This is a genomic window from Streptomyces sp. NPDC001980, assembly GCF_040296885.1.
Taxonomy (GTDB): Bacteria; Actinomycetota; Actinomycetes; order Streptomycetales; family Streptomycetaceae; genus Streptomyces.
In genome coordinates this window covers 1-26,019 of record NZ_JBEOYD010000013.1, presented here as the reverse complement: position 1 = coordinate 26,019, position 26,019 = coordinate 1, and the positions used below count along the sequence as shown (strand labels likewise).

General features: G+C 71.2%; 24 protein-coding genes, 1 tRNA gene and 1 riboswitch. Of the genes, 15 read left to right on the top strand and 10 right to left on the bottom strand.

Annotation, left to right across the window (positions count from 1 at the left end; translation table 11 throughout):
- Positions 1-251 precede the first annotated feature (251 nt).
- Together ABT137_RS21115 and ABT137_RS21110 are read left to right on the top strand one after the other, a co-directional pair.
- On the top strand, positions 252-2,087 hold the full coding sequence (locus ABT137_RS21115) for a tetratricopeptide repeat protein (RefSeq protein ID WP_351711013.1): 1,836 nt from the start codon (positions 252-254) through the stop codon (positions 2,085-2,087).
- 85 nt (positions 2,088-2,172) lie between these two features.
- A tRNA-Met gene (locus tag ABT137_RS21110) sits at positions 2,173-2,246 on the top strand.
- A gap of 135 nt (positions 2,247-2,381) precedes the next feature.
- Here ABT137_RS21110 and ABT137_RS21105 read toward each other — a convergent pair.
- On the bottom strand, positions 2,382-2,801 hold the full coding sequence (locus tag ABT137_RS21105) for a Fur family transcriptional regulator (protein ID WP_351711011.1): 420 nt from the start codon (positions 2,799-2,801) through the stop codon (positions 2,382-2,384).
- 126 nt (positions 2,802-2,927) lie between these two features.
- On the opposite strand from ABT137_RS21105, the gene ABT137_RS21100 reads away from it, so the two are divergent.
- Positions 2,928-4,421, top strand: a complete 1,494-nt coding sequence (locus ABT137_RS21100; protein WP_351711009.1) for a catalase — start codon at positions 2,928-2,930, stop codon at positions 4,419-4,421.
- A gap of 92 nt (positions 4,422-4,513) precedes the next feature.
- On the opposite strand, the gene ABT137_RS21095 is transcribed toward ABT137_RS21100, so the two are convergent.
- Both ABT137_RS21095 and hisN read right to left on the bottom strand, forming a co-directional pair.
- On the bottom strand, positions 4,514-4,906 hold the full coding sequence (locus tag ABT137_RS21095; protein ID WP_351711007.1) for a CBS domain-containing protein: 393 nt from the start codon (positions 4,904-4,906) through the stop codon (positions 4,514-4,516).
- A gap of 192 nt (positions 4,907-5,098) precedes the next feature.
- Positions 5,099-5,899 carry a histidinol-phosphatase gene (hisN, locus tag ABT137_RS21090; RefSeq protein ID WP_351711005.1) on the bottom strand — a complete coding sequence of 267 codons (801 nt, stop codon included), beginning with the start codon at positions 5,897-5,899 and terminating at the stop codon, positions 5,099-5,101.
- 217 nt (positions 5,900-6,116) lie between these two features.
- On the opposite strand from hisN, the gene ABT137_RS21085 reads away from it, so the two are divergent.
- Complete coding sequence (locus tag ABT137_RS21085; protein WP_351711003.1) at positions 6,117-6,728, top strand: TetR/AcrR family transcriptional regulator; 612 nt, start codon at positions 6,117-6,119, stop codon at positions 6,726-6,728.
- Between the two features lie 114 nt (positions 6,729-6,842).
- Here the strand turns inward: ABT137_RS21085 and ABT137_RS21080 are convergent, their stop codons facing one another.
- The 4 genes from ABT137_RS21080 to ABT137_RS21065 form a co-directional block, all read right to left on the bottom strand.
- Positions 6,843-7,166: a DMT family transporter gene (locus ABT137_RS21080; protein WP_093499187.1), complete on the bottom strand. Its 324-nt coding sequence runs from the start codon at positions 7,164-7,166 to the stop codon at positions 6,843-6,845.
- A gap of 76 nt (positions 7,167-7,242) precedes the next feature.
- Positions 7,243-8,253: a ribosome small subunit-dependent GTPase A gene (gene rsgA / locus ABT137_RS21075; protein WP_351711001.1), complete on the bottom strand. Its 1,011-nt coding sequence runs from the start codon at positions 8,251-8,253 to the stop codon at positions 7,243-7,245.
- Positions 8,254-8,264: 11 nt separating this feature from the next.
- Positions 8,265-9,593: a 3-phosphoshikimate 1-carboxyvinyltransferase gene (aroA, locus tag ABT137_RS21070; RefSeq protein WP_351710999.1), complete on the bottom strand. Its 1,329-nt coding sequence runs from the start codon at positions 9,591-9,593 to the stop codon at positions 8,265-8,267.
- Positions 9,594-9,766: 173 nt separating this feature from the next.
- Entirely contained in the window at positions 9,767-10,489 is a 723-nt protein-coding gene (locus tag ABT137_RS21065; RefSeq protein WP_351710997.1) for a M50 family metallopeptidase, read from the bottom strand.
- Positions 10,490-10,594: 105 nt separating this feature from the next.
- Between ABT137_RS21065 and ABT137_RS21060 the strand changes: the two genes are divergently transcribed.
- The 10 genes from ABT137_RS21060 (at position 10,595) to ABT137_RS21015 (ending at position 20,806) form a co-directional block, all read left to right on the top strand.
- Complete coding sequence (locus ABT137_RS21060; RefSeq protein WP_351710995.1) at positions 10,595-11,410, top strand: SOS response-associated peptidase; 816 nt, start codon at positions 10,595-10,597, stop codon at positions 11,408-11,410.
- A gap of 9 nt (positions 11,411-11,419) precedes the next feature.
- Positions 11,420-12,052, top strand: a complete 633-nt coding sequence (locus ABT137_RS21055; RefSeq protein ID WP_351710993.1) for an alpha/beta hydrolase family protein — start codon at positions 11,420-11,422, stop codon at positions 12,050-12,052.
- 256 nt (positions 12,053-12,308) lie between these two features.
- Entirely contained in the window at positions 12,309-12,992 is a 684-nt protein-coding gene (gene sigR / locus ABT137_RS21050) for an RNA polymerase sigma factor SigR (protein ID WP_189267612.1), read from the top strand.
- A complete protein-coding gene (rsrA, locus tag ABT137_RS21045) occupies positions 12,989-13,315 on the top strand; it encodes a mycothiol system anti-sigma-R factor (protein WP_351710991.1) in 327 nt (108 codons plus the stop codon). The genes sigR and rsrA overlap by 4 nt, the downstream gene beginning before the upstream one ends.
- Positions 13,316-13,469: 154 nt before the next feature.
- Positions 13,470-14,798: an HD-GYP domain-containing protein gene (locus tag ABT137_RS21040; protein ID WP_351710989.1), complete on the top strand. Its 1,329-nt coding sequence runs from the start codon at positions 13,470-13,472 to the stop codon at positions 14,796-14,798.
- 128 nt (positions 14,799-14,926) lie between these two features.
- A complete protein-coding gene (locus ABT137_RS21035; RefSeq protein WP_351711355.1) occupies positions 14,927-16,138 on the top strand; it encodes an HD-GYP domain-containing protein in 1,212 nt (403 codons plus the stop codon).
- Between the two features lie 114 nt (positions 16,139-16,252).
- Positions 16,253-17,233 carry a hypothetical protein gene (locus ABT137_RS21030; protein WP_093508044.1) on the top strand — a complete coding sequence of 327 codons (981 nt, stop codon included), beginning with the start codon at positions 16,253-16,255 and terminating at the stop codon, positions 17,231-17,233.
- 156 nt (positions 17,234-17,389) lie between these two features.
- Positions 17,390-18,040 (top strand): peptide deformylase, encoded by a 651-nt coding sequence (def, locus tag ABT137_RS21025; RefSeq protein ID WP_351710987.1) that lies wholly within the window; start codon positions 17,390-17,392, stop codon positions 18,038-18,040.
- A gap of 304 nt (positions 18,041-18,344) precedes the next feature.
- Positions 18,345-19,430 carry an epi-isozizaene synthase gene (gene cyc1 / locus ABT137_RS21020; protein WP_351710985.1) on the top strand — a complete coding sequence of 362 codons (1,086 nt, stop codon included), beginning with the start codon at positions 18,345-18,347 and terminating at the stop codon, positions 19,428-19,430.
- A complete protein-coding gene (locus tag ABT137_RS21015; RefSeq protein ID WP_351710983.1) occupies positions 19,427-20,806 on the top strand; it encodes a bifunctional albaflavenone monooxygenase/terpene synthase in 1,380 nt (459 codons plus the stop codon). Before cyc1 ends, ABT137_RS21015 begins: the two co-directional genes overlap by 4 nt.
- Before the next feature lie 39 nt (positions 20,807-20,845).
- On the opposite strand, the gene ABT137_RS21010 is transcribed toward ABT137_RS21015, so the two are convergent.
- Positions 20,846-21,811, bottom strand: a complete 966-nt coding sequence (locus ABT137_RS21010; protein WP_351710981.1) for a helix-turn-helix domain-containing protein — start codon at positions 21,809-21,811, stop codon at positions 20,846-20,848.
- Between the two features lie 93 nt (positions 21,812-21,904).
- Between ABT137_RS21010 and ABT137_RS21005 the strand changes: the two genes are divergently transcribed.
- Entirely contained in the window at positions 21,905-22,165 is a 261-nt protein-coding gene (locus ABT137_RS21005) for a hypothetical protein (RefSeq protein WP_351710979.1), read from the top strand.
- Here the strand turns inward: ABT137_RS21005 and ABT137_RS21000 are convergent.
- Together ABT137_RS21000 and ABT137_RS20995 are read right to left on the bottom strand one after the other, a co-directional pair.
- Positions 22,078-23,085 (bottom strand): ribonucleotide-diphosphate reductase subunit beta, encoded by a 1,008-nt coding sequence (locus tag ABT137_RS21000; protein ID WP_351710977.1) that lies wholly within the window; start codon positions 23,083-23,085, stop codon positions 22,078-22,080. The two genes, ABT137_RS21005 and ABT137_RS21000, sit on opposite strands and share 88 nt — an antisense overlap.
- Positions 23,085-25,451, bottom strand: a complete 2,367-nt coding sequence (locus ABT137_RS20995; RefSeq protein ID WP_351710975.1) for a ribonucleoside-diphosphate reductase subunit alpha — start codon at positions 25,449-25,451, stop codon at positions 23,085-23,087. Before ABT137_RS20995 ends, ABT137_RS21000 begins: the two co-directional genes overlap by 1 nt.
- A gap of 125 nt (positions 25,452-25,576) precedes the next feature.
- Positions 25,577-25,701: riboswitch (cobalamin riboswitch) on the bottom strand.
- Positions 25,702-26,019 lie beyond the last annotated feature (318 nt).

The window sequence follows — 26,019 nt, the reverse complement described above, 5'->3', positions numbered from 1 at the left end:
GGATCCTCTTGGGATCCGGGCCTTCGTGCGTGCGCGTGCGCGGACGGACTGCCCGTGATGCCCGGCCGAACGGCTCCCGGTGTCCGGACGGGCGGCGAACGCATGTACCGATGGACTGGGTCGCCGTGCCGCTGTGGGGAGTTGAGGGAGATGTGTTTGACTTGTCGTTCTGTGGGCATGTCGACAAAACGCTGAAGTGACCTCACGGTCTGCGGTATACGTGGTGTACCCAGGTTGCAGGTGGTGCGACGATGAACGTTATGGGGGACAAGGCAACTCTGTTCGAGACAGGGCGATTTGTGCAGCCTTCGGGCGAGGAGCCGACCCGCGACGAGGCCGCCGAGGCCGCAGAGGAGGCACGTCACCGGCTCCAGGCCGAGGCCGGTGACGTCGAGTCGATGAGTGTGCTCGGCGCCATGCTGCTGCGCCGTGGCGACCTCGACGGAGCCGAGCCGCGGCTGCGCGCGGCCACCGCCGCCGGTGACCGGGCCGCCGCCAACAACCTCGGTGTCCTGCTGCACCAGCGCGGCTACCCCGAGGAGGCCGCCGGCTGGTGGCGGATCGCCGCCGTCGCCGGATCCGCGGCCGCCGCCCACGCGCTGGGCCGCCACCACCGCGAACGCGGCGACGAACCCGCCGCCGAGTACTGGCTGCGCCAGTCCGCCGAACAGGGCCACGCGCTCGGCGCCTACGCACTGGCCGACCTGCTGGAGCACCGGGGGGACACGGACGCCGGACAGTGGATGCGGGCCGCCGCCGAGCGGGGGCACCGGGAGGCGGCGTACCGGCTGGCGCGCGCGCTCGACCGCAGGGCGGCCGTGAGCGAGGGCGAGACCGGGTCCGACAACGGTGTCGACACGGAGACCGGGGCCGCGGAGACCGACGAGGCCGAGCAGTGGTACCGGCAGGCCGCCGCCCGCGGCCACCGGCGGGCCGCGCTGCACCTCGGCGCGATCCTGGAGAAGCGCGGCGAGCTCAGGGAGGCCGGGCGCTGGTACCTGACCTCCGCCAAGGACGGCGAGGCCCGGGCCGCCTGCGCGCTCGGCTTCCTGCTGCGCGACGCCGGGGACACCGAGAGCGCCGCCGTGTGGTGGCTGCGGGCGGCGCAGGACGGTGACGGCAACGCGGCGAACGCGCTCGGCGCACTGCACGCCGAGCGCGGCGAGACGCAGACCGCCGAGCGCTGGTACCGGGCGGCGATGGACGCAGGCGACGACAACGGGGCGTACAACCTCGCGCTGCTCTGCGCCGAGCAGGGGCGGACCGCGCAGGCCGAGCAGTGGTACCGGCGGGCCGCGTACGCCGGGCACCGCGAGGCCGCGAACGCGCTCGCCGTCCTGCTGCTCCAGGGCGGCGACACGAGCGGCGCCGAGCCGTGGTTCTCCAAGGCCGCGGAGGCGGGCAGCGTGGACGCCGCGTTCAACCTCGGGATCCTCTACGCCGGGCGCGGCGAGGAGCGGGTCGCGCTGCACTGCTACGAGCGGGCGGCCGCCGCCGGGCACACGGAGGCGGCCCTGCAGGTCGGCATCGCCCGGCTCCGCGAGGGCGACGAGGCGGCCGCCGAGCGCCATCTGCGGTGCGCGGCGGGCGGCGGCAGCGCCGAGGCCGCCTACCGGCTCGCCGCCGTCCTCGACGCACGCCGGCCGGCGGTGTCCGAGCACGAGCTCGGGGAGTCGTCCCTGAACGTGAAGACCGAGTGCGAGGAGTGGTACGAGCGGGCCGCCACGCAGGGGCACCGGCGGGCCCAGGTGCGGGTCGGGATGCTGGCCGCCGCGCGCGGGGACGTGGTGGAGGCCGCGCGCTGGTACCGGACGGCGGCCGAGGCAGGGTCGCGCAACGGCGCGTTCAATCTCGGGCTGCTACTGGCCCGGGAGGGCAGCGAGCCGGAGGCGGCCGTGTGGTGGGAGCGTGCGGCCGACGCGGGTCACGGACGGGCGGCGTTGCGGCTCGCCCTGGTCTACGCGCGTCGTGGCGAGCTCGCGGTGGGGCAGCGGTGGGCCGACCGGGCGGTGGCGCTGGGTCCGGCGGAGGTGACCGAGCGGGCGGGGCGGCTCCGGGATGCCCTGCGGGAGGAGCTGTCGGCGTAGGCCGGGGCGTTTTCGCAGGTCAGGAGGGCTGACCGGTATTGATTTGCATCCGCCCGCGTCCCTCACGTAATGTTCAGTTCACCGACGCGGGGTGGAGCAGCTCGGTAGCTCGCTGGGCTCATAACCCAGAGGTCGCAGGTTCAAATCCTGTCCCCGCTACTGAAGGCCGAGGGCCGGAGTCCGGAAACGGACTCCGGCCCTCGGTGTTTTCCGGGCCGACACCCACCAGGCCGGAGCACGACAGAGGCCCCGGTGCTCATCAAGAGTGCCGGGGCCTTCAGGAACGTTCGCTCGTCAGACGGCCGTCGCGCAGTCCGGGCACAGGCCGCGGTACGTCACCTCGACGTCGGAGATCGTGAAGCCGAACCGCTCCGAGGTGGGGAGGTCGGCCATCGGGTTGCCGGTCGGATGGACGTCGCGGATCGAGCCGCAGTGGGCGCAGACCAGGTGATGGTGCGGCTGGTGCGCGTTCGGGTCGTACCGCTTGGCGCGCTTGTCTGTCGAGACCTCGATGACCTCACCGAGCGAGACCAGCTCCCCCAGCGTGTTGTAGACGGTCGCCCGGGAGATCTCGGGCAGCTTGGCCACCGCCCTGGCGTGCACCTCGTCGGCCGTCAGATGGACGTGCTCGCCGTCGAGTACCTCGGCCACGACGCGTCGCTGCGCGGTCATCCGCCATCCGCGTCCACGCAGCCGTTCCAGAAGGTCACTCATGGAATTCAGCCTAACAGCAGGGGCTCCTTTTTCCGAACAGGTGTGACTTTGGAACCTTGCTTGACTTGGACTGAGTCCAATGTAGGATCGAGTTCGGGGCCAGCAAAGCGACAGGAATGGTGTGAAATGGCGCAGGAGACGCAGGGCACAGGACGGGGCACAGGTGTGAGGCAGGGGCAGTTGACCACGGAGGCGGGGGCGCCGGTGGCCGACAACCAGAACAGCGAGACCGCGGGCATCGGCGGTCCGGTCCTGGTCCAGGACCAGCTGCTGCTGGAGAAGCTCGCCCACTTCAACCGTGAGCGCATCCCGGAGCGCGTGGTGCACGCGCGCGGTGCGGGCGCCTACGGCACCTTCACGGTGACCGCCGACGTCACGCCGTACACCCGCGCCGCCTTCCTCTCCGAGGTCGGCAAGGAGACCGAGACCTTCCTGCGCTTCTCGACCGTGGCCGGCAACCTCGGGTCCGCCGACGCCGTGCGCGACCCGCGCGGCTGGGCGCTGAAGTTCTACACCGAGGAGGGCAACTACGACCTCGTCGGCAACAACACCCCGGTGTTCTTCATCAAGGACGCCATCAAGTTCCCCGACTTCATCCACACCCAGAAGCGCGACCCCTACACGGGCAGCCAGGAGGCGGACAACGTCTGGGACTTCTGGGGGCTCAGCCCCGAGTCCACGCACCAGGTGACCTGGCTGTTCGGCGACCGCGGCATTCCGGCGTCGTACCGTCACATGAACGGCTACGGCTCGCACACCTACCAGTGGAACAACGCGGCCGGCGAGGTCTTCTGGGTCAAGTACCACTTCAAGACCGACCAGGGGATCAGGAACCTCACGCAGGCGGAGGCGAACCTCCTCGCCGGTGCGGACCCGGACTCGCACCAGCGTGACCTGCGCGAGGCCGTCGAGCGCGGGGACTTCCCGACCTGGACCGTGCAGGTGCAGATCATGCCGGCGGCGGACGCGGCGACCTACCGGTTCAACCCGTTCGACCTCACCAAGGTGTGGCCGCACGTGGACTACCCGCCGATCGAGATCGGCCGGCTGGAGCTGAACCGCAACCCGCAGAACGTCTTCGCCGAGGTCGAGCAGTCGATCTTCTCCCCGGCCCACTTCGTGCCCGGCATCGGCCCGTCCCCCGACAAGATGCTCCAGGGCCGCCTCTTCGCCTACGGCGACGCGCACCGCTACCGCGTCGGCATCAACGCCGACCACCTGCCGGTCAACCGCCCGCACGCCGCCGAGGCGCGCACCTACTCCCGTGACGGCTCGCTGTACGACGGCCGGCACGGGGGCGCGAAGAACTACGAGCCGAACAGCTTCGGCGGACCGGCGCAGACGGACCGCCCGCTGTGGCAGGCGTACGACGGTTTCGCCGGCGGCACCGGCAACCATTCCGCCCCCGTCCACGCCGAGGACGACGACTTCGTGCAGGCCGGCAACCTCTACCGCCTGATGTCCGCGGACGAGCAGGAGCGGCTGGTCGAGAACCTGGCCGGCTTCATCGCCAAGGTGTCGCGCGACGACATCGCCGAGCGCGCGATCGGCAACTTCCGTCGGGCCGACGGAGACTTCGGCAAGCGGCTGGAGGCCGCGGTCCAGGCCCTGCGCGGCTGACCATCCAGTACCAGTACTGGACCGCTTGTCGTGGGCGGGCGGGCCGGATCCCCGGGAGGTCGGGGTCCGGCCCGTTCGTCGTGCCCGGAGTGCTAGACGGGTTCCGGTGCGCGGGCCGGGGCCCAGCAGCGGATGATGTCGCGGACCGAGACGATGCCGGCCGGTTCGCCGTCGTCCAGGACGATCAGATGCCGGAAGCCGCCGTGGGCCATCGCCCGGGCCGCCTCCTCCAGCGTCCAGGTCGGGGTGGCGAACACGACGTCGTTGGTGGTGTGGGCGTGGATGGGCTCGGTGTCCGGGTTCTGGCCGAGGCCCACGGAGTTGAGGATGTCGCGTTCGGTGAGGATCCCGATGCCGCCGGCGTCCGGGTCGTGGACGATCGCCGCGCCCACGCGGCGCGCGGACATCAGGGCGGCTGCCTGGCGGAGGGTGTGGGCGGGGCCGACGGTGAGGACCACCGTGCTCATGGCGTCACGGACGAGCATGAAAGTGCCACCTCCTAGGGAAATCGCCGGGATAGTTCAGCGATTCACAAATGCACAAGTGAGGGTTCTCTCAGGGTGGCAGGTAAAGCGAGGGTCAACAAGGGGGTGCGTGCAGCCAATTGAGGGCGCACGCGCTCATATGTGAGGGGAGCAGTGAGCCCGTTTGGGTCCGTTGTGCCTCAGAAGACCGTTTCAGTAACGCTGGGTGAGGTACGACAGCAGCTCGTCGTGGAGGAGGCCGTTGGACGCGGCCGCGTTGCCGCTGTGCGGGCCCGGACGGCCGTCGAGGCCGGTGAAGGTGCCGCCGGCCTCCGTCACCACGATCGCGTTGGCCGCCATGTCCCACAGGGACAACTCCGGCTCGGCGCAGATGTCCAGGGATCCCTCGGCGACCATCATGTACGGCCAGAAGTCGCCGTACGCGCGCGTGCGCCACACCTCGCGGGTGAGGTCCAGGAAGCCGTTCAGCTGCCCGCGCTCCTCCCAGCCGCCGAGCGAGGAGTACGCGAAGGAGGCGTCGGCGAGCTTCGAGACCTTGGAGACGCGCAGGCGGCTCGCCGAGGACAGGCTGCGGCCGGTGAAGGCGCCGTGGCCCTTCGCGGCCCACCAGCGGCGGCCGAGCGCGGGGGCGGAGACCATGCCGACGACCGGCTGGTAGCCGCCCTCGGCCGCCTCCGTCAGGGAGATCAGGGTCGCCCAGACCGGGACGCCGCGTACGTAGTTCTTGGTGCCGTCGATCGGGTCGACCACCCAGCGGCGCGGGCCGGTGCCCTCGATGCCGTACTCCTCGCCGAGGATCGCGTCCCGCGGGCGGGCGCGCTGCAACTGGCCGCGGATCAGTTCCTCGGCGGCCTTGTCCGCCTCGCTCACCGGGGTCATGTCCGGCTTGGTCTCGACCTTGAGGTCGAGGGCCTTGAAGCGGTCCATGGTCACGGCGTCGGCCGCGTCCGCGAGCACGTGGGCGAGACGCAGGTCATCAAGGTAGTCCGGCATGTGACGAACGGTATCTGCCGGGGTGGGCGCGGGGCTACCAGGGGAGGCCGGGCGATGCCGGCAAGTGATCGGGCGGCGACCCCCGTTGGCCCGCGGTACGCCTGTGGCGCGCCCGCGCGTGTTGGCCGAAGGGCGCCCCCCGGTGCCTTCGCGAACCCTTGACAGTCGATCCGTGCGCGTCAAATCTGGGCGCAGAGTCGCTCGCCCCAGGGAGGCGATGATGCCTGCAGCCCGGGAATCCCTTCTGGACGCCGCGTACGCGGCGCTCGCGCGTCGGCCGTGGGCTGCCGTGCGGATGGTCGACGTGGCGGCGGCGGCCGGGGTGTCCCGGCAGACGCTGTACAACGAGTTCGGCAGCAAGGAAGGCCTGGCGAGGGCGCTGGTGCGCAGGGAGGCCGACGGGTATCTCGCCGGGGTGGAGCGGGCGTTGGGGAGCCATGCCGAGGCGCGGGAGCGCCTTACGGCCACGGCCGAGTGGATGGCGGTGGCGGCTCGGGACAACGTGCTGGTGCGGGCGATGCTCACGGGATGCTGGAGCGAGCGGTTGCCGTCGCCGACGCTGTCCGCGGTGCCGTCCTCGTCGGCGGTGCCGGCGCAGCGGAGGGCGGACGGGCCGTTGCCTTCTCCCGGGGACTTCGTGCAGATCGTGCGGGATCGGGCGGTGGCGGTGCTTTCCGGGGCGGGTGCCGGGAAGGGGAACGGTGAGCTGGCCCGGTCGTGCGAGCTGGTGGTGCGGCTCGCGTTGTCGTGTGTCGCGGCGCCGCCGGGGGAGGGCGGGGGCGGGGTGGCGGAGCTGGTGCGTGGGGCGCTCTATCGGCAGCCGGTGTGACGAAGAGGCAAGAGGTGGTGCGGGTCGTGGGTACCCGCGGGTGCGTGGGGGCTGGTCGCGCCCGCGCGGCGGAGCCGCACATCAGATACAGCCCGGTGCCCCTTGAGGGGCGCCTCAGTGGGCGGAACCGGACAGCTGGAGGCCGATCACGCCCGCGATCACCAGGCTGATGGAGATGATCTTCAGGGTGGAGACCAGGTCGCCGAGGAAGACCATGCCGTAGATCGCCGTGCCTGCCGCGCCGATGCCGGTCCAGACCGCGTAGGCCGGGCCCACGTCCAGTTTCTTCAGGGACAGGGTCAGCAGGCCGAAGCTGCCCAGGGCGAAGGACGCGAAGGCTATCGTCGGCCATAGTCGGGTGAAGCCGTGGGAGAGTTTGAGGCACACGGCGAAGCCGGTCTCCAGGATCCCGGCCACGATCACCAGCAGCCACGCCATGTGCTGTCCTCCCGTACGTCCAGCTCGGTGCGATTATGCACTTACCGAACTCCGGTCATGACAAACACCCCGGTGGTCAGTCGCCTTCCTTGCGGTCCCGGGTCGCCAGCAGCCGCCGCAGCGAGTAGAGGCGGGCCGGGTCCGCGTGGCCCTCGGCGACCCACTCGTCCAGCGCGCACTCCGGCTCGTCGTGGCTGCACGCGCGCGGGCAGTTCACGGTGCCGGGTTCCAGGTCGGGGAAGGCGTGGATCACGCGGGACGGGTCGATGTGGGCCAGGCCGAAGGAACGGATGCCCGGGGTGTCGATGACCCAGCCCCCGTCGTCGGACAAGGGGAGGGCCAGGGCGGAGGTCGTGGTGTGGCGGCCCCTGCCGGTCACCGCGTTCACGTGGCCGGTCGTGCGGCGGCGGTCCTCCGGGACCAGGGCGTTCACCAGCGTGGTCTTGCCGACGCCCGAGTGGCCGACGAACGCCGTGATCTTGCCGTCGAGATGCTCCCTGACCTGGTGGGCGGCTTCCCCCGCAGCCAGTTCCTCGCGGCTCGTGACCACGTGCGGGATCTCCAGGTGGCTGTACAGCTCCAGGAGCTTGTCCGGCGGGGCCAGGTCCGACTTGGTCATGACCAGCAGGGGGGTGAGGCCGCCGTCGTAGGCCGCGACCAGGCAGCGGTCGATGAGCCGGGGGCGGGGTTCCGGGTCGGCCAGGGCCGTGACGATCGCCAGCTGGTCGGCGTTGGCGACGACCACCCGCTCGAACGGGTCGTCGTCATCGGCGGTACGGCGGAGCAGGGACGTGCGGTCCTCGATGCGCACGATACGGGCGAGGGTGTCCTTCTTGCCGGACATGTCGCCGACCAGGGCCACCCGGTCGCCGACCACCGCTGCCTTGCGGCCCAGCTCCCGGGCCTTCATCGCCAGGACCGTACGGTCCTCGACCAGGCAGGTCAGGCGACCCCGGTCCACGGTGAGGACCATACCCTCGGCGGCGTCCTCGTGTGCGGGGCGGATGTTCGTCCGGGGCCGGGTGCCCTTGCGGTTGGGACGGCTGCGGATGTCGTCCTCGTCGGTGTGCTTGCCGTAGCGGCGCATGGTGTACGCCCCTACGCCCCGTCGCTCCGGAGCATCCCGGTCCACAGGTCGGGGAAGTCCGGCAGGGTCTTCGCCGTCGTCGCCACGTTCTCGATCTGTACGTCGGCCACGGCCAGGCCGATGATCGCACCGGCCGTCGCCATGCGGTGGTCCTCGTAGGTGTGGAAGACGCCGCCGTGCAGCCTGCGCGGGCGGATGCGCAGGCCGTCGGCGGTCTCGGTGACGTCGCCGCCGAGCTCGTTGATCTCCTTGGTGAGCGCGGCCAGCCGGTCGGTCTCGTGCAGCCGCAGGTGGGCGACCCCGCGCAGGGTGGAGGGGGTGTCCGCGAGAGCGGCGACCGCCGCGATGCCGGGGGTCAGCTCGCCGACGTCACCCAGGTCGACGTCGATGCCGTGGATCCGGCCCGAGCCGGTGAACTCCAGGCCGTACTCGGTCAGTTCGCAGGAACCGCCCATCTCGGTGAAGATCTCGCGCAGCCGGTCGCCCGGCTGGGTCGTCCGGGACGGCCAGTCCGGGATCACGACCCGGCCGCCCGTCACCAGGGCCGCGGCGAGGAAGGGCTGGGCGTTCGACAGGTCCGGCTCGACGGTCAGGTCGCGGCCCAGCAGGGCGCCGGGCGTGACCCGCCAGACGTTCGGCTCGCCGCCCGACTCGGGGGTGTCCACCTGGGCGCCGACCGCGCGCAGCATGTCCACCGTCATGCGGATGTGCGGGAGGGAGGGGAGGGTCGCGCCGGTGTGGCGGACCTCCACGCCCTGGTTGAAGCGCGGGCCGGACAGGAGGAGGGCCGACACGAACTGGGAGGAGGACGAGGCGTCGATGGACACCGGGCCGCCGTCCAGGGCGCCGCTGCCGTGGACGGTGAGGGGGAGCGCGCCGCGGCCGTCGTCGTCGATGCGGGCGCCGAGGACGCGCAGGGCGTCGATCACGCCGTGCAGGGGGCGTTCGTACGAACGGGGGTCGCCGTCGAAGCGGATGTCGCCTGCGGCGAGGGTGGCGACGGGCGGGAGGAAGCGCATCACCGTGCCGGCGTTGCCGACGTCGACGGTGGCGGGGCCGCGGAGCCCTGCGGGGAGCACCCGCCAGGCCTCGCCGGAGCCGTCGGGGCCGACGCCCTCGTCGATGCCGACGCCCATCGCGCGCAGGGCGCCGGCCATCAGCAGGGTGTCGCGGGAGCGGAGGGGGCGGCGCAGCCAGCCGGGTTCGGAGGCGAGGGCGGCAAGGACGAGGGCGCGGTTGGTGACCGACTTGGACCCGGGCACGTGAACCGTCGCGTCGACGGCTCCGCGCGCGTGGGGGGCGGGCCAGAGGGCGGTTGGTGCGGTGGGGTTTGCGGCCATGGGGTCACTTTAGTGCGCGGCCGGGGTCGGGGTGCGGTGGCGGTGGGCTGGGGTGGTCGGTCGGGTGCGGCGCCGTGGGGGCTGGTCGCGCAGTTCCTCCCCCAGCCTTCGGCCGGGGGTACCCCCAGCGCCCCTTCAGGTGGGCTGTCGCCCCGTCGGCGGCGATGTGCTGCTCACATCCCCAACAGCCACCTGCCCCCGCCGATCAGCGAGCACAGTGACACCGTGTGGAACAGGAACAGCCATACGCCAGCCGGGAGATGGGTCAGCCTCGACAGCTGGTCCGCGTCCGAGTCGCCGGCGCCGCCGCGGGAGCGCTTCGCCTGCAGTTCGAAGGCCGGGCGGACTCCGCCCAGCAGCAGGAACCACACCACCGCGTACGCGAACGCCGCCTGCACCTGCGGTCCGGCCAGCCAGGACACCAGCAGGAACGTGCCGCCCGTCAGGAACACCGTCAGAACGCCGTACGCGTTGCGGATCATCACCAGCATCACGAGGAGCAGGGCGGTGGCGAGCCAGAGCAGGAGGGTGATGCGGCCGGCGCCGAGGAGGGCCGCGCCGCCCAGGCCGAGCAGCGGGGGAGCCGTGTAGCCCGCCGCCGCCGTGAGGATCATGCCGATGCCGTGCGGCTTGCCCCGGCTGAGCGTGAGGCCGCTGGTGTCGGAGTGCAGCCGGATGCCGGTCAGCTGGCGGCCGGAGAGCAGTGCGGTCAGGCCGTGGCCGCCCTCGTGGGCGATGGTGATGGCGTTGCGGGATATCCGCCACAGGTTGTGCGGGACGACCACCGCGACCGCGGCGGCCAGGGTCGCGAGCACCACCCACAGGTCGGGGTCGGACTGGGTACCCGTCAGACGGTCCCAGAGGTCGGGCAGCGCGAGGGCGGCGGTGCTGTCCATGGTGCGGTGGTTACTCCCTCTGGTCAGTCGAAAAGGTGCCGGCGCGTAGCGCCGTCGTTGCGGGGTGGTGGTCGGGCGACGGGCGGGCCTGGCAGTGTTGCACGTATGTGCGGACGGTATGCATCCAGTCGTGGGCCCGAGGATCTCGCAGGAGTCTTTGAAATAGAGAAGTGGGAGCCCGAGGAGACCCTGGAGCCCGACTACAACGTGGCTCCGACCAAGGAGGTCTACGCCGTCCTCGACCGTCCGGTGAAAGACGCCGACGACCCCCGTCCGGTTCGCCAGCTGCGCAAGCTGAAGTGGGGGCTCGTGCCCTCCTGGGCCAAGTCGCCCGAGGGCGGCGCCCGGATGATCAACGCGCGCGCGGAGACCGTGCACGAGAAGCCGTCGTACCGCCGCGCCTTCGCCACCCGCCGCTGCATCCTGCCCGCCGACGGCTACTACGAATGGGTCACCGACCCGGAGGAGCGGGACCTGGAGGTCGAGGGGAAGAAGAAGCGGCCGCGCAAGCAGCCGTACTTCGTGCTGCCCGCCGACGGCTCGGTGTTCGCGATGGCCGGGCTGTACGAGTTCTGGCGGGACCGTACGCTGCCCGACGAGCACCCGCTGGCCTGGTGGGTGACGTGCTCGGTGATCACCACGGAGGCGGAGACCTCGCCGCTGGCCGTGGCGCCCGCAGAAGGGCCGCGGTCGCTGCACGACATCCACCCCCGGATGCCGCTGATGCTGACCCCGGACCGCTGGGACGCCTGGCTCGACCCGGCCCGGACGGACGTCGAGGACCTGCGCTCGCTGCTCGCCCCGCCGCCGGAGGGCCTGATGCGGGCCTACCCGGTCTCCACGGCGGTCAGCAACGTCCGCAACAGCAGCCCGGAGCTGCTGAAGGAGCTGGAGGGGCCCGAGGAGGGCACGCTCTTCTAGCCTTCTCACGTGACCACAGCGAAGATCGTCGGTACGGAGGCGGGGGACGCCCGCATCACCTGGCACGAGGCGGAGCAGGCACGGCTGGTGCTCGCCGTCGGCCATGGGGCGGGCGGGGGCGTCGAGGCGCGGGACCTGCGGGCGATCGCCGCGGTCCTGCCGGAGCACGGCGTGACCGTCGCGCTCGTCGAGCAGCCCTGGCGGGTCGCCGGGAAGAAGGTCGCGCCCGCGCCGAAGACGCTCGACGTCGGCTGGCGCGGGGTGTGGCCCGCGCTCGCCGCGCCGGGGCTGCCGGTGGTGTCCGGCGGTCGCAGCGCCGGAGCCCGGGTCGCCTGCCGTACGGCGACGGAGCTGGGCGCCGCCGCCGTCCTCGCGCTCAGCTTTCCGCTGCACCCGCCCGGGAAGCCGGAGAAGTCGCGGGCCGGGGAGCTGCTCGGTGCCGGGGTGCCCACGCTCGTCGTGCAGGGCGGGAACGACCCGTTCGGGAAGCCGGCCGAGTTCCCGGAGGGGGAGTACGACCTCGTCGAGGTGCCCTACGGGGATCACGGGTTCGCGGTGCCCAAAAGGGCCGAGATCGGGCCGGAACAGGCAGTGACCATCATCACGGACGCGGTCGTCGCATGGACCGCGGCTCTCGGGTGACGCCCGGGAATGTTGGGCGGCGGACCACTGTTGAGGCGGACAGAAGTGCTGGGACGCCAGCGCCGACGCCGAAGGAGAGGAAGTCCGCCGCATGGGTTCGACCATCTGCCCGAGCCGTACCAGCAGCGCTGACCTGGACTGGACGGTGCTGCACGCGGCCAAGACCGCTCCTATTCGAGCGGCGGCAGGCACGGGTCGTGTTCTATCCTCCGAGACGAGTGGGATCGGTTTTGGTCCTGCCCGGGATCTTGAGGAGGTGGGTCCGGTCACCGGTACCGACGCAGGGACCGACAACGGCCAGGCGGAGCTGCCCGAGGGCCAGGGCGTCAGCGCGGAGTCGACGTCGGAGCGCACCGCGCGCTTCGAGCGGGACGCGCTCGAATTCCTCGACCAGATGTACTCGGCCGCACTGCGCATGACGCGCAACCCGGCCGACGCCGAGGACCTGGTGCAGGAGACCTACGCCAAGGCGTACGCGTCCTTCCACCAGTTCCGTGAGGGCACCAACCTCAAGGCGTGGCTGTACCGCATTCTCACGAACACCTTCATCAACTCGTACCGCAAGAAGCAGCGCGAGCCCCAGCGCTCCGCGGCCGAGGAGATCGAGGACTGGCAGCTCGCCCGCGCCGAGTCGCACATGTCGACGGGCTTGCGCTCCGCGGAGTCGCAGGCGCTCGACCATCTGCCGGACTCGGACGTGAAGGAAGCGCTGCAGGCGATCCCCGAGGAATTCCGCATCGCCGTCTACCTCGCCGACGTAGAGGGCTTTGCCTACAAGGAGATCGCGGACATCATGGGGACACCCATCGGTACGGTGATGTCCCGGCTGCACCGGGGCCGTCGTCAACTGCGCGGCATGCTGGAGGACTACGCGCGGGAGCGCGGGCTCGTCCCGGCCGGCGCCGGAGAGTCGAACGAAGCGAAAGGCTCGGGCTCATGAGCTGCGGAGAGCCGCACGAGACGGACTGCAGTGAGGTACTCGATCATCTGTACGAGTTCCTCGACAGTGAGATGCCGGACGTCGATCGCGTCAAGTTCAAGCAGCACTTCGACGAGTGCTCCCCCTGCCTGGAGAAGTACGGGCTGGAGGAGGCCGTGAAGAAGCTGGTCAAGCGGTGCTGCGGGCATGACGACGTGCCCACCGACCTGCGGTCCAAGGTGCTGGGGCGGCTGGACCTGATCCGCTCCGGCCAGGCCGTCCCGGAACACGACGTCACGGCTGCCCGGGCCGCCCAGCCCGTACGGGTCACGCCGGAGAGCTGACCGCGGCAGCGCCGCCCGCAGGCGGCGCCCAGCGGTTCCCGCCCCGGTGTTCCGTCACCCGAACGTGCTAATCCTCCGGTCATAAGCCCCCGAACCCGCCGGCTCCCGCCCTAGGCTCCGGAGCCTGGACAGGCATGGTCGGGGGAGGGGCGAGATGGAGGCGGTCCCGGTACGGGTGCGCGCGTACGTGACCTGCGTCGCCCTCGCCGCCCTGCTCTGTCTGCTGCCGCTGCCCGGCCTGCGTACGCCCTGGTGGGCCGTCGCTCTCCTCGCCGCGCTGTACGCGGCCTGCGAGCACGTCGTACGGCGCCGTCTCGGTGGCACCTTCTACCCGGTGCTGCTCGCCGGTGCGTTCCTGCTGCCACCGCCGGCCGCCGCGCTCGTACCGCTGCCGGGTGCGCTGCTCTCGTGTGCCGAGCAACGGCCGCAGGCGCTGCGCCGGATCTGGCGGGCCGCCGAGCTGGGGCTCGCCGTGTGGGGCGCGGGGCGTGTGCACTGGGCGCTGGGCGGGCGGGACTCGGTGGTGGGCTGCGACTTCCCGTACGCGCTGTTGCCCTGCGCCGCGGCCGTACTGGCCTTCTGCGTGGTTCTCGCCCTGCTGGACGGCGGGATTCTCGCGGTCGCCGAGCGGGTGCCGGTACGCCGGGCCTGGCGCGGTCTGCTCTCCCGCTCCCTCGCCCCGGTCGGGGTGCACGGGCTGGCCGGGCTGATGATGGCCGTGCTCTGGCGCAGCCCCTACGGTCCCGTCGCCGCGCTGCTCGTCCTGCTGCCGATGTGCGTGTCCTGGTGGGTGTTCGCCCAGTACCACCGGGAGCGCGCCGCCCACCAGGCCACCATCCGCGCGCTCGTCCAGGCCGTCGACATCAAGGACGGGTACACCCGCGGGCACAGCGAGCGGGTCGGACAGGCCTCCGTGATGATCGCGCGCGAACTGGGCATGGCCGACGACCGGGTGGAGGTGCTCCGCTTCGCCGGCATCCTCCACGACGTCGGAAAGCTGGGCGTCCCCACCCGGCTGCTCCGCAAGAACGGGCCGCTCACCCCGGAGGAACGCCGGATCATCGAACTGCACCCCGAGTACGGCCACGAGATGGTGCGCGGGATCTCCTTCCTCGGGGAGGCCCGTGCGGCGATCCTCCACCACCACGAGCGCATCGACGGCAGCGGCTACCCCTACGGACTGGCGGGCGGCCAGATCCCGGAGTCCGCCCGCGTGGTGGCCGTCGCCGACGCGTTCGACGCGATGACGTCGACGCGCTCCTACAGCCGGGCCCGGCCGGTGGCGGCCGCCGTGGCGGAGCTACGGCGGTGCGCGGGGCGGCACTTCGACGCGGGGATCGTCGACGCCCTGGCGCGAGCGCTGGCCAGACACGGCTGGCACCCCGCGGTCACCGCCGACGTCCGGCCACCGGACCCGGCCGACCCGGCCCTCTCCGGTCCGCCGAGCGGTGACCGCGAAAGCGTCGGGCGAGGTACCCCGTGACGTCCGGGGCCCCGGCGTTCGCCCCGGGACCGGCGGCCAGTGGCAGTGGCAGAGGCAGTGGCCGCGGCAGCGGTTTCGCCGGTCCGGCCGCGGCCCCTCGCTCCCGCCGCCCCGCCGCGCTCGGGTGCATCCGTCTCGCTGCCCTGCTGCTCGCCCTCGGCTGTCTCGCCGGCACCCTCTGGGAAGGCCTCGACGACCGCGGCATCGCCCTCGCCTTCGGCGTGCTCGTCGGCATCGGGGAGTGGGCCCGGTGGACCGGCGCCGAGGTGCGCGAGGCCGCCCCGCTCGGGGCCGCCGGCGGGCTCGCCTACGCCCTGCTCGGCGCCGACGCCGGGGCCGTGACGCACGACGGGGCGTTCCAGGTCGTCACCGTCGTCTGCGCGGCCTCGCTGCTCGGCAACGTCCCGCACATAGCCGACGGGCGGCGGCCCACCCTCGACCACCTCACGCGCCGCGTCCTCACCGTCGGCTTCGCCGCCGTCTGCTTCCAACCCCTCTACAGCAGGGGCGCGTTGGAACACTTGGGCGGACCGGCGTACGCCCTGCTGCTCGTCGCGCTCCTCGTGCTCACCGCGCTGTGCGACGCCGTGCTCGCCGCCGCGCAGGCCCACGCGCGGACGGGCTGGCCGTTCGGACCGCTGCTGCGGGACGAGCTGCGCGGGCTGCTCGGCATCGGGTCCGCCGTCTGCGCCACCGGGGCCGTGATCGCGCTGGCCGTCGCCGTCGTCGGGCTGTGGGCGCTGCCCGTGTTCTGCCTGCCCCTCCTCCTCACCCAGCTGTCCCTGCGCCGGTACGCGGCCGTCCGGGCCACCTACCGGCAGACCATCGCCTCCCTCGCCCGCGCCACCGAGATAGCCGGGTACACCCCGGCCGGGCACGCCCGCCGGGTGGCCACGCTGAGCCAGGCCGTCGGGCGGGACCTGGGACTGTCCGGGGCGGAGCTCACCGTGCTGGAGTACGCGGCGCTCATGCACGACATCGGCCAGCTCAGCCTCGTCGACCCGGTGCCCGCCGGGGCCACCGCCGGGCTGCCCGCGGCGGAGCAGCGCCGGATAGCCCTGCTCGGCGGCGCCGTCGTACGGCAGACCGGGGTGGCCGCGGCGGTCGCCGTGGTGGTGGAGCGGCAGGCCGACCCGTACCGGGAGCAGCCGGTCGCCGCGCGGATCGTGCGGACCGTCAACGCGTACGAGGAGAAGGCCCGGGATTCCGGGCCCGGCGGGCCGCTGACGGCACTGGAGGAGTTACGGCTGGCGACCGCCGGGGACTACGCTCCGGAGGTTGTGGAGGCCCTGGCCCGCGTGCTCTCCAGAGACTGTCTGACCTTGCGCGCGGCTGGGTAACCCATGGGTAATGAGCGGCCCTCCCGTCGTACGTGGTTGGATGCGAGGGAGAGGGTGATGTCCGGGGGCACAAGCCAGCCCACTGTGCGGAACTGGAACTGGCAGGCGGGAATCGTGAGGATCTTCGGCAAGGGACGGCACCGGCCCTCCGCCTCCTGGCGGCAGGCCACCGACCGCGCGTTCACGCTGATCGGCGACGGCCGGTACGAGGACGCGGGCGAACTGCTGACACGCGCCGCCGACCTGGAACCCTGGCTGTCGGAGTCCTGGTTCAACCTCGCCCTGCTGCACAAGTTCCGGCACGACTGGGAGCAGGCTCGCGCGGCCGGGCTGCGGGCGGTGGCCCTCCTCGACCGGGAGACTGGGGCGCCCGACTGGTGGAACGTGGGCATCGCGGCGACCGCGCTGCAGGACTGGCCGCTGGCGCGGCGGGCCTGGCAGGCGTACGGGCTGCGGGTGCCGGGCGGCGCCACCGCGTCCGGTGAGCCGGACGGCATGGACCTGGGCAGTGCCGCCGTACGGCTGTCCCCGGAAGGGGAGGCCGAGGTGGTGTGGGGGCGGCGGCTGGACCCCGCCCGTATCGAGGTGCAGTCCATCCCGCTGCCCTCGTCCGGGCGGCGCTGGGGCGAGGTTGTCCTCCACGACGGGGTGCCGCACGGCGAGCGGACCACGGCGACCGGGCACGCGTACCCCGTCTTCGACGAGATCGAGCTGTGGGCGCCGTCGCCGGTGCCGACCTGGGTGGTGCTGCTGGAGGCGGCGACGGAGGCGGACCGGGACGCACTGGAGCAGCTGGCGGGGGATGCCGGGTTCGCGGCGGAGGACTGGTCCTCTTCGGTGCGGTTGCTGTGCCGGATGTGCTCCGAGTCGCGGATGCCGTCCGACGAGGGGGACGGGGTGCATCTCGATCCCCACGACCACAGTGAGCCGGGGCATCCGGGGCCGCTGGGGCATCGGACCGACGGGCAGCTGTGGGTGCCGGAGCGGGAGTGCGGGATCGCTGCGCCGGCTTCGCTGGTGAGGGGGTTGCTGGACGGGTGGGTTGCGGACAGCCCTGATTCCAGGGATTGGCGGGATCTGGAAGAGGTTTGCTGAGCGTCGCTGGTCGGGTGCGGGCCGGTGGGGGCTTGTCGCGCCCACGCGGCGGTAGCCGCATATCGGATACGGTCCCGCGCCCCTGACGGGGCGCATCCACGTACCCTGTATCAGCAACATCTCCCCCTGTTTTACCTAGGAAGGCTTACGTCGGTCATGGCCCAGCAGGACACCGATCAGCAGCACGCGGGCGTGCTCCCCGTGGACGACGAGGGATTCGTCGTCGACACCGAGGGGACCGAGGAGCGCGAGAACGCCTGGCGTGAGCGGGGGACGTCGCGGCCCATCACCGTCGTCGGGAACCCGGTGCTGCACAAGGAGTGCAAGGACGTCACCGAGTTCGGGGCGGAGCTGGACCAGCTCGTCGCCGACATGTTCGCCAGCCAGCGGACCGCCGAGGGTGTCGGCCTCGCCGCCAACCAGATCGGCGTCGACCTGAAGGTCTTCGTCTACGACTGCCAGGACGACGAGGGCGCCCGGCACGTCGGTGTGGTGTGCAACCCGAAGCTGGTCGACCTGCCTGCCGAGAAGCGGCGGCTGGACGACAGCAACGAGGGGTGCCTGTCGGTGCCCACCGCCTACGCCCCGCTCGCCCGGCCCGACTACGCCGAGGTCACCGGGCAGGACGAGAAGGGCAACCCGATCAAGGTGCGCGGCACCGGCTACTTCGCTCGGTGTTTGCAGCACGAGACCGACCACCTGTACGGCTACCTGTACATCGACCGGCTCTCCAAGCGCGAGCGCAAGGACGCGCTGCGGCAGATGGCCGAGAACGAGCCTCGCTACCCCGTGGTCGCCAACGACTGATACTCAGGGAACGCTGTAGGACAGTTGTGACGCCTGGTCGGGCCTGCACCGACCAGGCGTTCGTCATGTTCGGTCAGACTCGCTCGCCTGTGCGTCGTACATTCGATCCTTTGTACACCCCTAGCGATCCCTAATCAGTCACACAAGGGGAGATTCTCGGCACTGTGGGGTAGTGAGTGAAGCAAATCCGTTCCCAGACCGGTCAGTCGTGGTGCTGAATGGGAACTGCGGGGATACGCAACGGCGCACGCCCGGCACAGCGGGAGGGGCGTGCGCACCTGGCTCGGCTGAGAGGGGTTTGTTCGTGCATGCTTTCTCACACAGCACCACATCGACGCCGACGGCGGTCGCGGTTCCACCGCAACTCGCCCTCCCGGTGATCGAGGCCGAGTTTCCCCGGCAACTGCATCCGTATTGGCCACAGCTACAGGAGAAGACCCGCCTCTGGCTGCTGGAAAAGCGGCTGATGCCGGCGGACAAGGTGCGGGAATATGCCGATGGTCTTTGCTACACCGACCTCATGGCGGGGTACTACCTGGGCGCGTCCGGCGAGGTCATCCAGGCGATATGCGACTACAGCGCCTGGTTCTTCGTCTGGGACGACCGGCACGACCGTGACGTCGTGCACGGCAGGACGGCCGACTGGCGACGGCTGCGGTTCCGGCTGCACGCGGCCCTCGACGCGCCCCTGCACCACCTGCACCACCCGGACACCCTGGTCGCGGGGTTCGCGGACAGCATCGCGCGGACGTACACGTTCCTGCCGGGGACCTGGAACCGGCGGTTCGCCCGGCACTTCCACGAGGTGATCGAGGCGTACGACCGCGAGTTCCGCAACCGCACCTCGGGATACGTTCCCGGGGTCGACGAATACCTGGCCCTGCGGCGCCTCACCTTCGCCCACTGGATATGGACGGACCTGCTGGAGCCGAGCGCCGGGATCGAACTCCCGGACGCCGTACGGAAAAACCCGGCGTACCGCCGGCCGGCGCTGCTCAGTCAGGAATTCGCCGCCTGGTACAACGACCTCTGCTCGCTGCCGAAGGAAATAGCGGGCGACGAGGTGCACAATCTCGGAATCAGTCTCGTCACTCATGAGGGAATGAGCCTGGAGCAGGCGGTCGAAGAAGTAAGGCGGCGCGTCGAGGAATGCATCAGCGAATTCCTGGTCGCCGAGCGGACCGCACTGCGGTTCGCCGAGCGGCTCGACGACGGCACCGTGCGCGGAAAGGAAATCGGCGCCGCCGTCGCGGCCTGCATCGGCAATATGCGGAACTGGTTCAGTTCCGTCTACTGGTTCCACCACGAATCCGGCCGTTACATGGTCGACAGCTGGGACGACCGGTCCACGCCCCCGTACGTCAACAACGAAGCGGCAGGTGAGAAATGACCGTCGAGTCCGTGAAGCCCGCGACCGCGGAGGCTTCCGAACACACCGAACTGCGCGAACCGCCCCTGGCCGGCGGCGGGGTGCCGCTACTCGGGCACGGCTGGCGGCTGGTCCGCGACCCGCTGGCCTTCATGACCCGGCTGCGCGCCCACGGCGACATGGTGCGCCTCAGGCTCGGCCCCAAGGAGGTGTACGCCGTCACCACCCCGGCGCTCACCGGCGCCCTAGCCCTGAACCCCGACTTCATCATCGCCGGGCCGCTGTGGGAGTCCCTGGAGGGACTGCTCGGCAAGGAGGGCGTCGCCACCGCCAACGGCCCCCGCCACCGGCGCCAACGCCGCACCATCCAGCCCGCGTTCAACCTCTCCGCGATCCCCGACTACGGACCGGTCATGGAGGAGGAGGCGCACGCGCTGACCGAGCGCTGGCAGCCCGGCTCCACCGTCGACTGCACCTCGGAGTCCTTCCGGGTCGCCGTCCGCATCGCCGCCCGCTGCCTGCTGCGCGGCGAGTACATGGACGAGCGCGCGGAGCGGCTCAGCGTCGACCTCGCGAGCGTCTTCCGCGGTATGTACCGGCGGATGGTTGTACCACTCGGCCCGCTGTACCGGCTCCCGTTGCCCGCCAACCGCGAATTCAACCGGGCGCTGGCCGATTTACATCTCCTCGTCGACGAGATCGTCGCCGAGCGCCGGGCATCTGGTCAAAAGCCGGACGATTTGCTGACGGCATTGCTCGCGGCGAAGGACGAGAATGGCGACCCCATCGGGGAACAGGAGATCCACGACCAGGTGGTCGCGATACTCACCCCCGGCAGCGAAACAGTCGCCTCCACGATCATGTGGCTGCTCCAGGTCCTCGCCGAACACCCGGAACACGCCGAGAAGGTACGGACCGAGGTCGAATCCGTGACGGGCGGTCAGCCGGTTGGTTTTGAGCACGTGCGCCGGCTCACGCACACCAACAATGTCGTCGTCGAGGCGATGCGTTTGCGGCCGGCCGTATGGATATTGACGCGGCGGGCCAAGACCGACACCGAGCTCGGTGGCTATCGCATTCCGGCCGGGGCCGACATCGTCTACAGCCCGTACGCCATCCAGCGCGACCCGCACTCGTACCCCGGGCACCTCGACTTCGACCCGGACCGCTGGCTTCCGGAGCGGGCGGGGGACGTGCCCAAGTACGCCATGAGCCCCTTCAGCGTCGGCAACCGCAAGTGCCCCAGCGACCACTTCTCCATGACCCAGCTCAGCCTGATCACGGCGGCGTTGTGCGCCAAGTACCGCTTCGAACAGGTCGCCGGGTCGAACGACACCACCCGGGTGGGCATCACCCTGCGCCCGCACCGGCTGCTGCTCGCACCCGTGCCCTGGTGACCTGCCGACCGGCGGATCACGCCTGATACCGGCGCGCGCTCAGGCGGCCTCCGGGCCCCGGAACGCGCGCCGGTAGGCGTTCGGCGTGGTACCCAGCGACTTCACGAACTGGTGCCGCAGCGCGGCCGCCGTCCCGAAGCCGGTCCGGCCCGCGATCGCGTCCATCGTCTCGTCCGTCCCCTCCAGCAACTCCTGCGCCAGCAGCACCCGTTGCCGCAGGATCCAGCGGTACGGCGTGGTGCCGGTCTCCTGCTGGAAGCGGCGCGCGAAGGTGCGCGGGGCCATCAGGGCGCGGGCGGCCAGTTGCTCGACGGTGACCTCCTCGTCGAGGTGCTCCGTCATCCAGGCCAGCACCCCGCCGACCGTGTCGCAGGGCCCCTCCGGCAGCGGACGCTCGATGTACTGGGCCTGGCCGCCGTCCCGGTGCGGGGGCACCACCATCCGCCGGGCGATCTTCGTGGCGACCTCGGGGCCCTGCTCCTTGCGCACGATGTGCAGACAGGCGTCGATGCCGGCCGAGGTGCCCGCCGAGGTGATCACCGGGTCCTCGTCGACGTACAGCACGTCCGGCTCGACCCGGGTGCGCGGGTACCGGCGGGCCAGCAGGTCCGCGTGCCGCCAGTGCACGGCGCACCGGCGCCCGTCCAGCAGCCCGGCCGCGCCGAGCACGAAGACGCCGGAGCAGACGCTGAGCACCCTGGCCCCCCGGTCCACCGCCCGGCGCAGCGCGTCGAGCAGCTCGGGCGGGTAGTCCCGGGCGACGTTGGCGTCCGAGGCCGGCACCGCGATCAGATCGGCCTCGTCGAGCCGGTCCAGGCCGTACGGCGTGGAGACGGTGAGGCCCGGCACATGGGTGCCGAGCGACGGCCCCTCCGCCGAGACCACCGCGAAGTCGTACACCGGCAGCCCCTCGTCGGAGCGGTCGAGTCCGAAGACCTCGCAGACCACTCCGAGCTCGAAGGGGTGCACACCGTCCAGGAGTACCGCGGCCACGTTCGTCAGCATGCTGCCAGTGTGCCTCGCCGATGGCAGTAATTCGAGGGTGTGTGGCAGTGCTGCCACTCACGGTAAGGAGCATTCGGCGCGACAGTAGTGTCCATGAACGGAAACCAGATCGAAGGTCTCGTCGGAATGGTCCTGGTCCTCGGCATCCTGGTCCTCATGGCCCTCCCCTCCGTGCTCGGCATCCTGCGCGACAGGCGCATCGACCGGCAGATCAGGGAGGCCCACGAGGACCGCGGGGAGCGGGATACCCCGAAGGCTCAGCAGGCTCAGAAGTCTTCGTCCAGGTCGACGGTGCCCTCCACCGCCACCTGGTACGCGGACGGACGCCGCTCGAAGAAGTTCGTCAGCTCCTGAACGCCCTGCAGCTCCATGAAGGAGAACGGGTTCTCCGAGCCGTACACCGGGGCGAAGCCCAGGCGGCCGAGCCGCTGGTCGGCGACGCACTCCAGGTACTGGCGCATCGAGTCGGTGTTCATGCCGGGCAGGCCGTCACCGCACAGGTCACGGGCGAACTGCAGCTCGGCCTCGACGGCCTCCCGCAGCATGTCGGTGACCTGCTGCCGGAGCTCGTCGTCGAAGAGCTCCGGCTCCTCCTTACGCACCGTGTCGACCACGTCGAACGCGAAGCTCATGTGCATCGTCTCGTCACGGAACACCCAGTTGGTGCCGGTGGCGAGACCGTGCAGCAGGCCCCGGCTGCGGAACCAGTAGACGTACGCGAAGGCGCCGTAGAAGAACAGGCCCTCGATGCACGCGGCGAAGCAGATGAGGTTGAGCAGGAAGCGGCGGCGGTCGGCCGTGGACTCCAGGCGGTCCAGGTTCTCCACCGAGTCCATCCACGTGAAGCAGAACTCGGCCTTCTCGCGGATGGAGGGGATGTTCTCGACCGCCGCGAAGGCGGCGGCGCGGTCCTCCGGGTCGGGGAGGTAGGTGTCCAGGAGCGTCAGATAGAACTGGACGTGCACGGCCTCCTCGAACAGCTGCCGGCTCAGGTAGAGCCGCGCCTCGGGCGAGTTGATGTGCTTGTACAGCGTCAGCACCAGGTTGTTCGCGACGATCGAGTCGCCGGTGGCGAAGAACGCGACCAGCCGGCCGATCAGGTGCTGTTCCATCGGGGACAGCTTCGCGAGGTCGGCGACGTCCGAGTGGAGGTCGACCTCCTCCACGGTCCAGGTGTTCTTGATGGCGTCCCGGTAGCGCTCGTAGAAGTCCGGGTAGCGCATCGGGCGGAGCGTGAGCTCGAAGCCGGGGTCGAGAAGGTTCTTGCTGGACATTACTGGCAGGCCTCGCAGGACTCGGGGTTTTCCAGGGAGCAGGCGACGGCGTCTTCGGGGGCCGCCTGCTGGACGGGGATGGTGGCTTGGGCCTGGGCGGCGCGGGCGATCCGGGTCGCCGGGCGCGAGCGCAGGTAGTACGTCGTCTTCAGGCCCGACTTCCAGGCGTACGCGTACATCGAGGAGAGCTTGCCGATGGTCGGCGTCTCCAGGAAGAGGTTCAGCGACTGGGCCTGGTCCAGGTACGGGGTGCGGGCGGCGGCCATGTCGATCAGGCCGCGCTGCGGGATCTCCCAGGCGGTGCGGTAGAGATCGCGCACCTCCTCGGGGATCCAGACGAAGTCCTGCACCGAGCCGTTGGCCTCGCGCAGCGCCTCGCGGGTGCGGGCGTCCCAGACACCGAGGGCCTTGAGGTCCTGCACCAGGTAGGAGTTGACCTGGAGGAACTCACCGGAGAGCGTCTCGCGCTTGAAGAGGTTCGAGACCTGCGGCTCGATGCACTCGTAGACGCCCGCGATCGAGGCGATGGTGGCGGTGGGCGCGATGGCGAGCAGCAGGCTGTTGCGCAGGCCCGTGGTCGCGATCCGCGCGCGCAGCGCCGCCCAGCGCTCCGGCCAGGTGAACTCGACGCCGTAGTGGTCGGGGTGCAGCACACCCTGCGCGGTGCGGGTCTTCTCCCAGGCCGGCAGCGGGCCGCCGCGCTCGGCGAGGTCGGCGGAGGCCTCGTACGCGGCGAGCATGATCCGCTCGGCGATCCGGGTGGACAGCGCCTTCGCCTCGGCGGAGTCGAAGGGCAGCCGCAGCTTGAAGAAGACGTCCTGGAGGCCCATGGCGCCGAGGCCGACCGGCCGCCACCTGGCGTTGGACCGGCCCGCCTGCTCGGTCGGGTAGAAGTTGATGTCGACGACCCGGTCGAGGAAGGTGACGGCGGTGCGGACGGTCTCGTCCAGCCGCTCCCAGTCGATGTCCCCGGTCGCCGTGTCGACGAACGCACCGAGGTTCACGGACCCCAGGTTGCAGACGGCCGTCTCGCCGTCGTCCGTGACCTCCAGGATCTCCGTGCAGAGGTTGGAGGAGTGGATGACGTGTCCGGGCAGGGCCGTCTGGTTGGCGGTCCGGTTGGCCGCGTCCTTGAAGGTCATCCAGCCGTTGCCGGTCTGCGCGAGGGTCCGCATCATCCGGCCGTACAGGTCACGGGCCGGGATGGTCCGGCGCGCCAGCCCGTCCGCCTCGGCCTTGCGGTAGGCCGCGTCGAACTCCGCGCCCCACAGGTCCACCAGCTCCGGCACATCGGCGGGGGAGAACAGCGACCACGGCTCGTCGGCGTTCACCCGGCGCATGAACTCGTCCGGGACCCAGTGCGCCAGGTTCAGGTTGTGGGTACGGCGGGCGTCCTCGCCGGTGTTGTCGCGCAGCTCCAGGAACTCCTCGATGTCGGAGTGCCAGGTCTCCAGGTAGACCGCGGCCGCGCCCTTGCGACGGCCGCCCTGGTTCACGGCGGCGACCGAGGCGTCCAGGGTCTTCAGGAACGGCACGATGCCGTTGGAGTGCCCGTTGGTGCCGCGGATGAGCGACCCGCGGGAGCGGATGCGGCTGTACGACAGCCCGATGCCGCCGGCGTGCTTCGAGAGCCGGGCGACCTGGTGGTAGCGGTCGTAGATCGAGTCCAGCTCGTCCATCGGGGAGTCGAGGAGGTAGCAGGACGACATCTGGGGGTGCCGGGTGCCGGAGTTGAAGAGGGTGGGGGAGGACGGGAGGTAGTCGAGGTGGCTCATGAGCCCGTAGAGCGCGGCGACTTCGTCCACGGAGCGCGGGGTGTCGTCCTCGGCGAGACCGGCGGCGACCCGGAGCATGAAGTGCTGGGGCGTCTCGATCACGCGGCGGGTGATCGGGTGCCGGAGCAGGTAACGGCTGTGCAGCGTGCGCAGGCCGAAGTAGCCGAAGCGGTCGTCGGCGGCCGGGTCGACGAGCGTGTCGAGGCGGGTCGCGTGCAGCCGGACGAACTCGGCGGTCCGGTCGGCGATGAGGCCCTCGCGGTGCCCCACCGCCACGGACTCGGTGAAGGACGTCACACCCTGCGAGGCGGCCTCGGCGCGGATGGAGACGGTGAGCAGCCGTGCGGCCAGCCGCGAGTAGGCGGGGTCCTCCGAGATCAGGCCGGCGGCGGCCTCGGTGGCCAGCTCGCGCAACTCCGACTCGTCGGCCCGCGCGGACCGGCCGCGCAACGCGGCGGCGGCGACCCGGCCGGGGTCGGCGTCGGGGAGGTCGGCGGTCAGCTCGGTCAGGGTCCGCAACAGCGCGGTACCGGGACCGTCTTCTTCCACGGAGATGGTCGCTGAGGCCGGGTCGGCTGGCGCGATGGTCACGTGGGGCTCTCCCTCGCTGGGCACGGGGCCTGGCGGAGGGCAGCGGGCAGCACGAGCGTGCGCGGGCACGCGTCGAGACCCCGGCCCACTCCACGAGGCCCGGACGTCAGAACGCCCGAACCGGGTGGCTGGGCGTGCTGTCGGCAGGTCCTCGGACTGACTCCTGTGCACGAACATGCACAAGTACACCGTTGCGGGACAGTTCCGGATTCGCACCGGATTCCCCTGCGACGACAGCGAGCATGAGCATACATCTAGTGCCGGGCTGTCGCGTCACCCCCAGATGTTGTGTCGCGGCGGTGTCGGAGCGTCAACTCGTAGGTGAGGAGAGTGATGTCGTCCGGGTAGGGCACGGGATTCCGGTCCCGCTCTGGTGTGCGGACGAAGCCGAGGCGTTCGCAGCGCCGGCGGGCGGTGGGCGTGCCGCGCCGGCCGAGGGTGTCGTATGCGATGGGACGCGCTTCGCGGATCACCGCTGACCAAGGCGGGTTCCGCGGTGGGCCTGGTGCCGTGCGGGCTGTCCTGCCGGGACACGCTGCGGCTGGAGGCGGGCATGCCGCTGTACGGC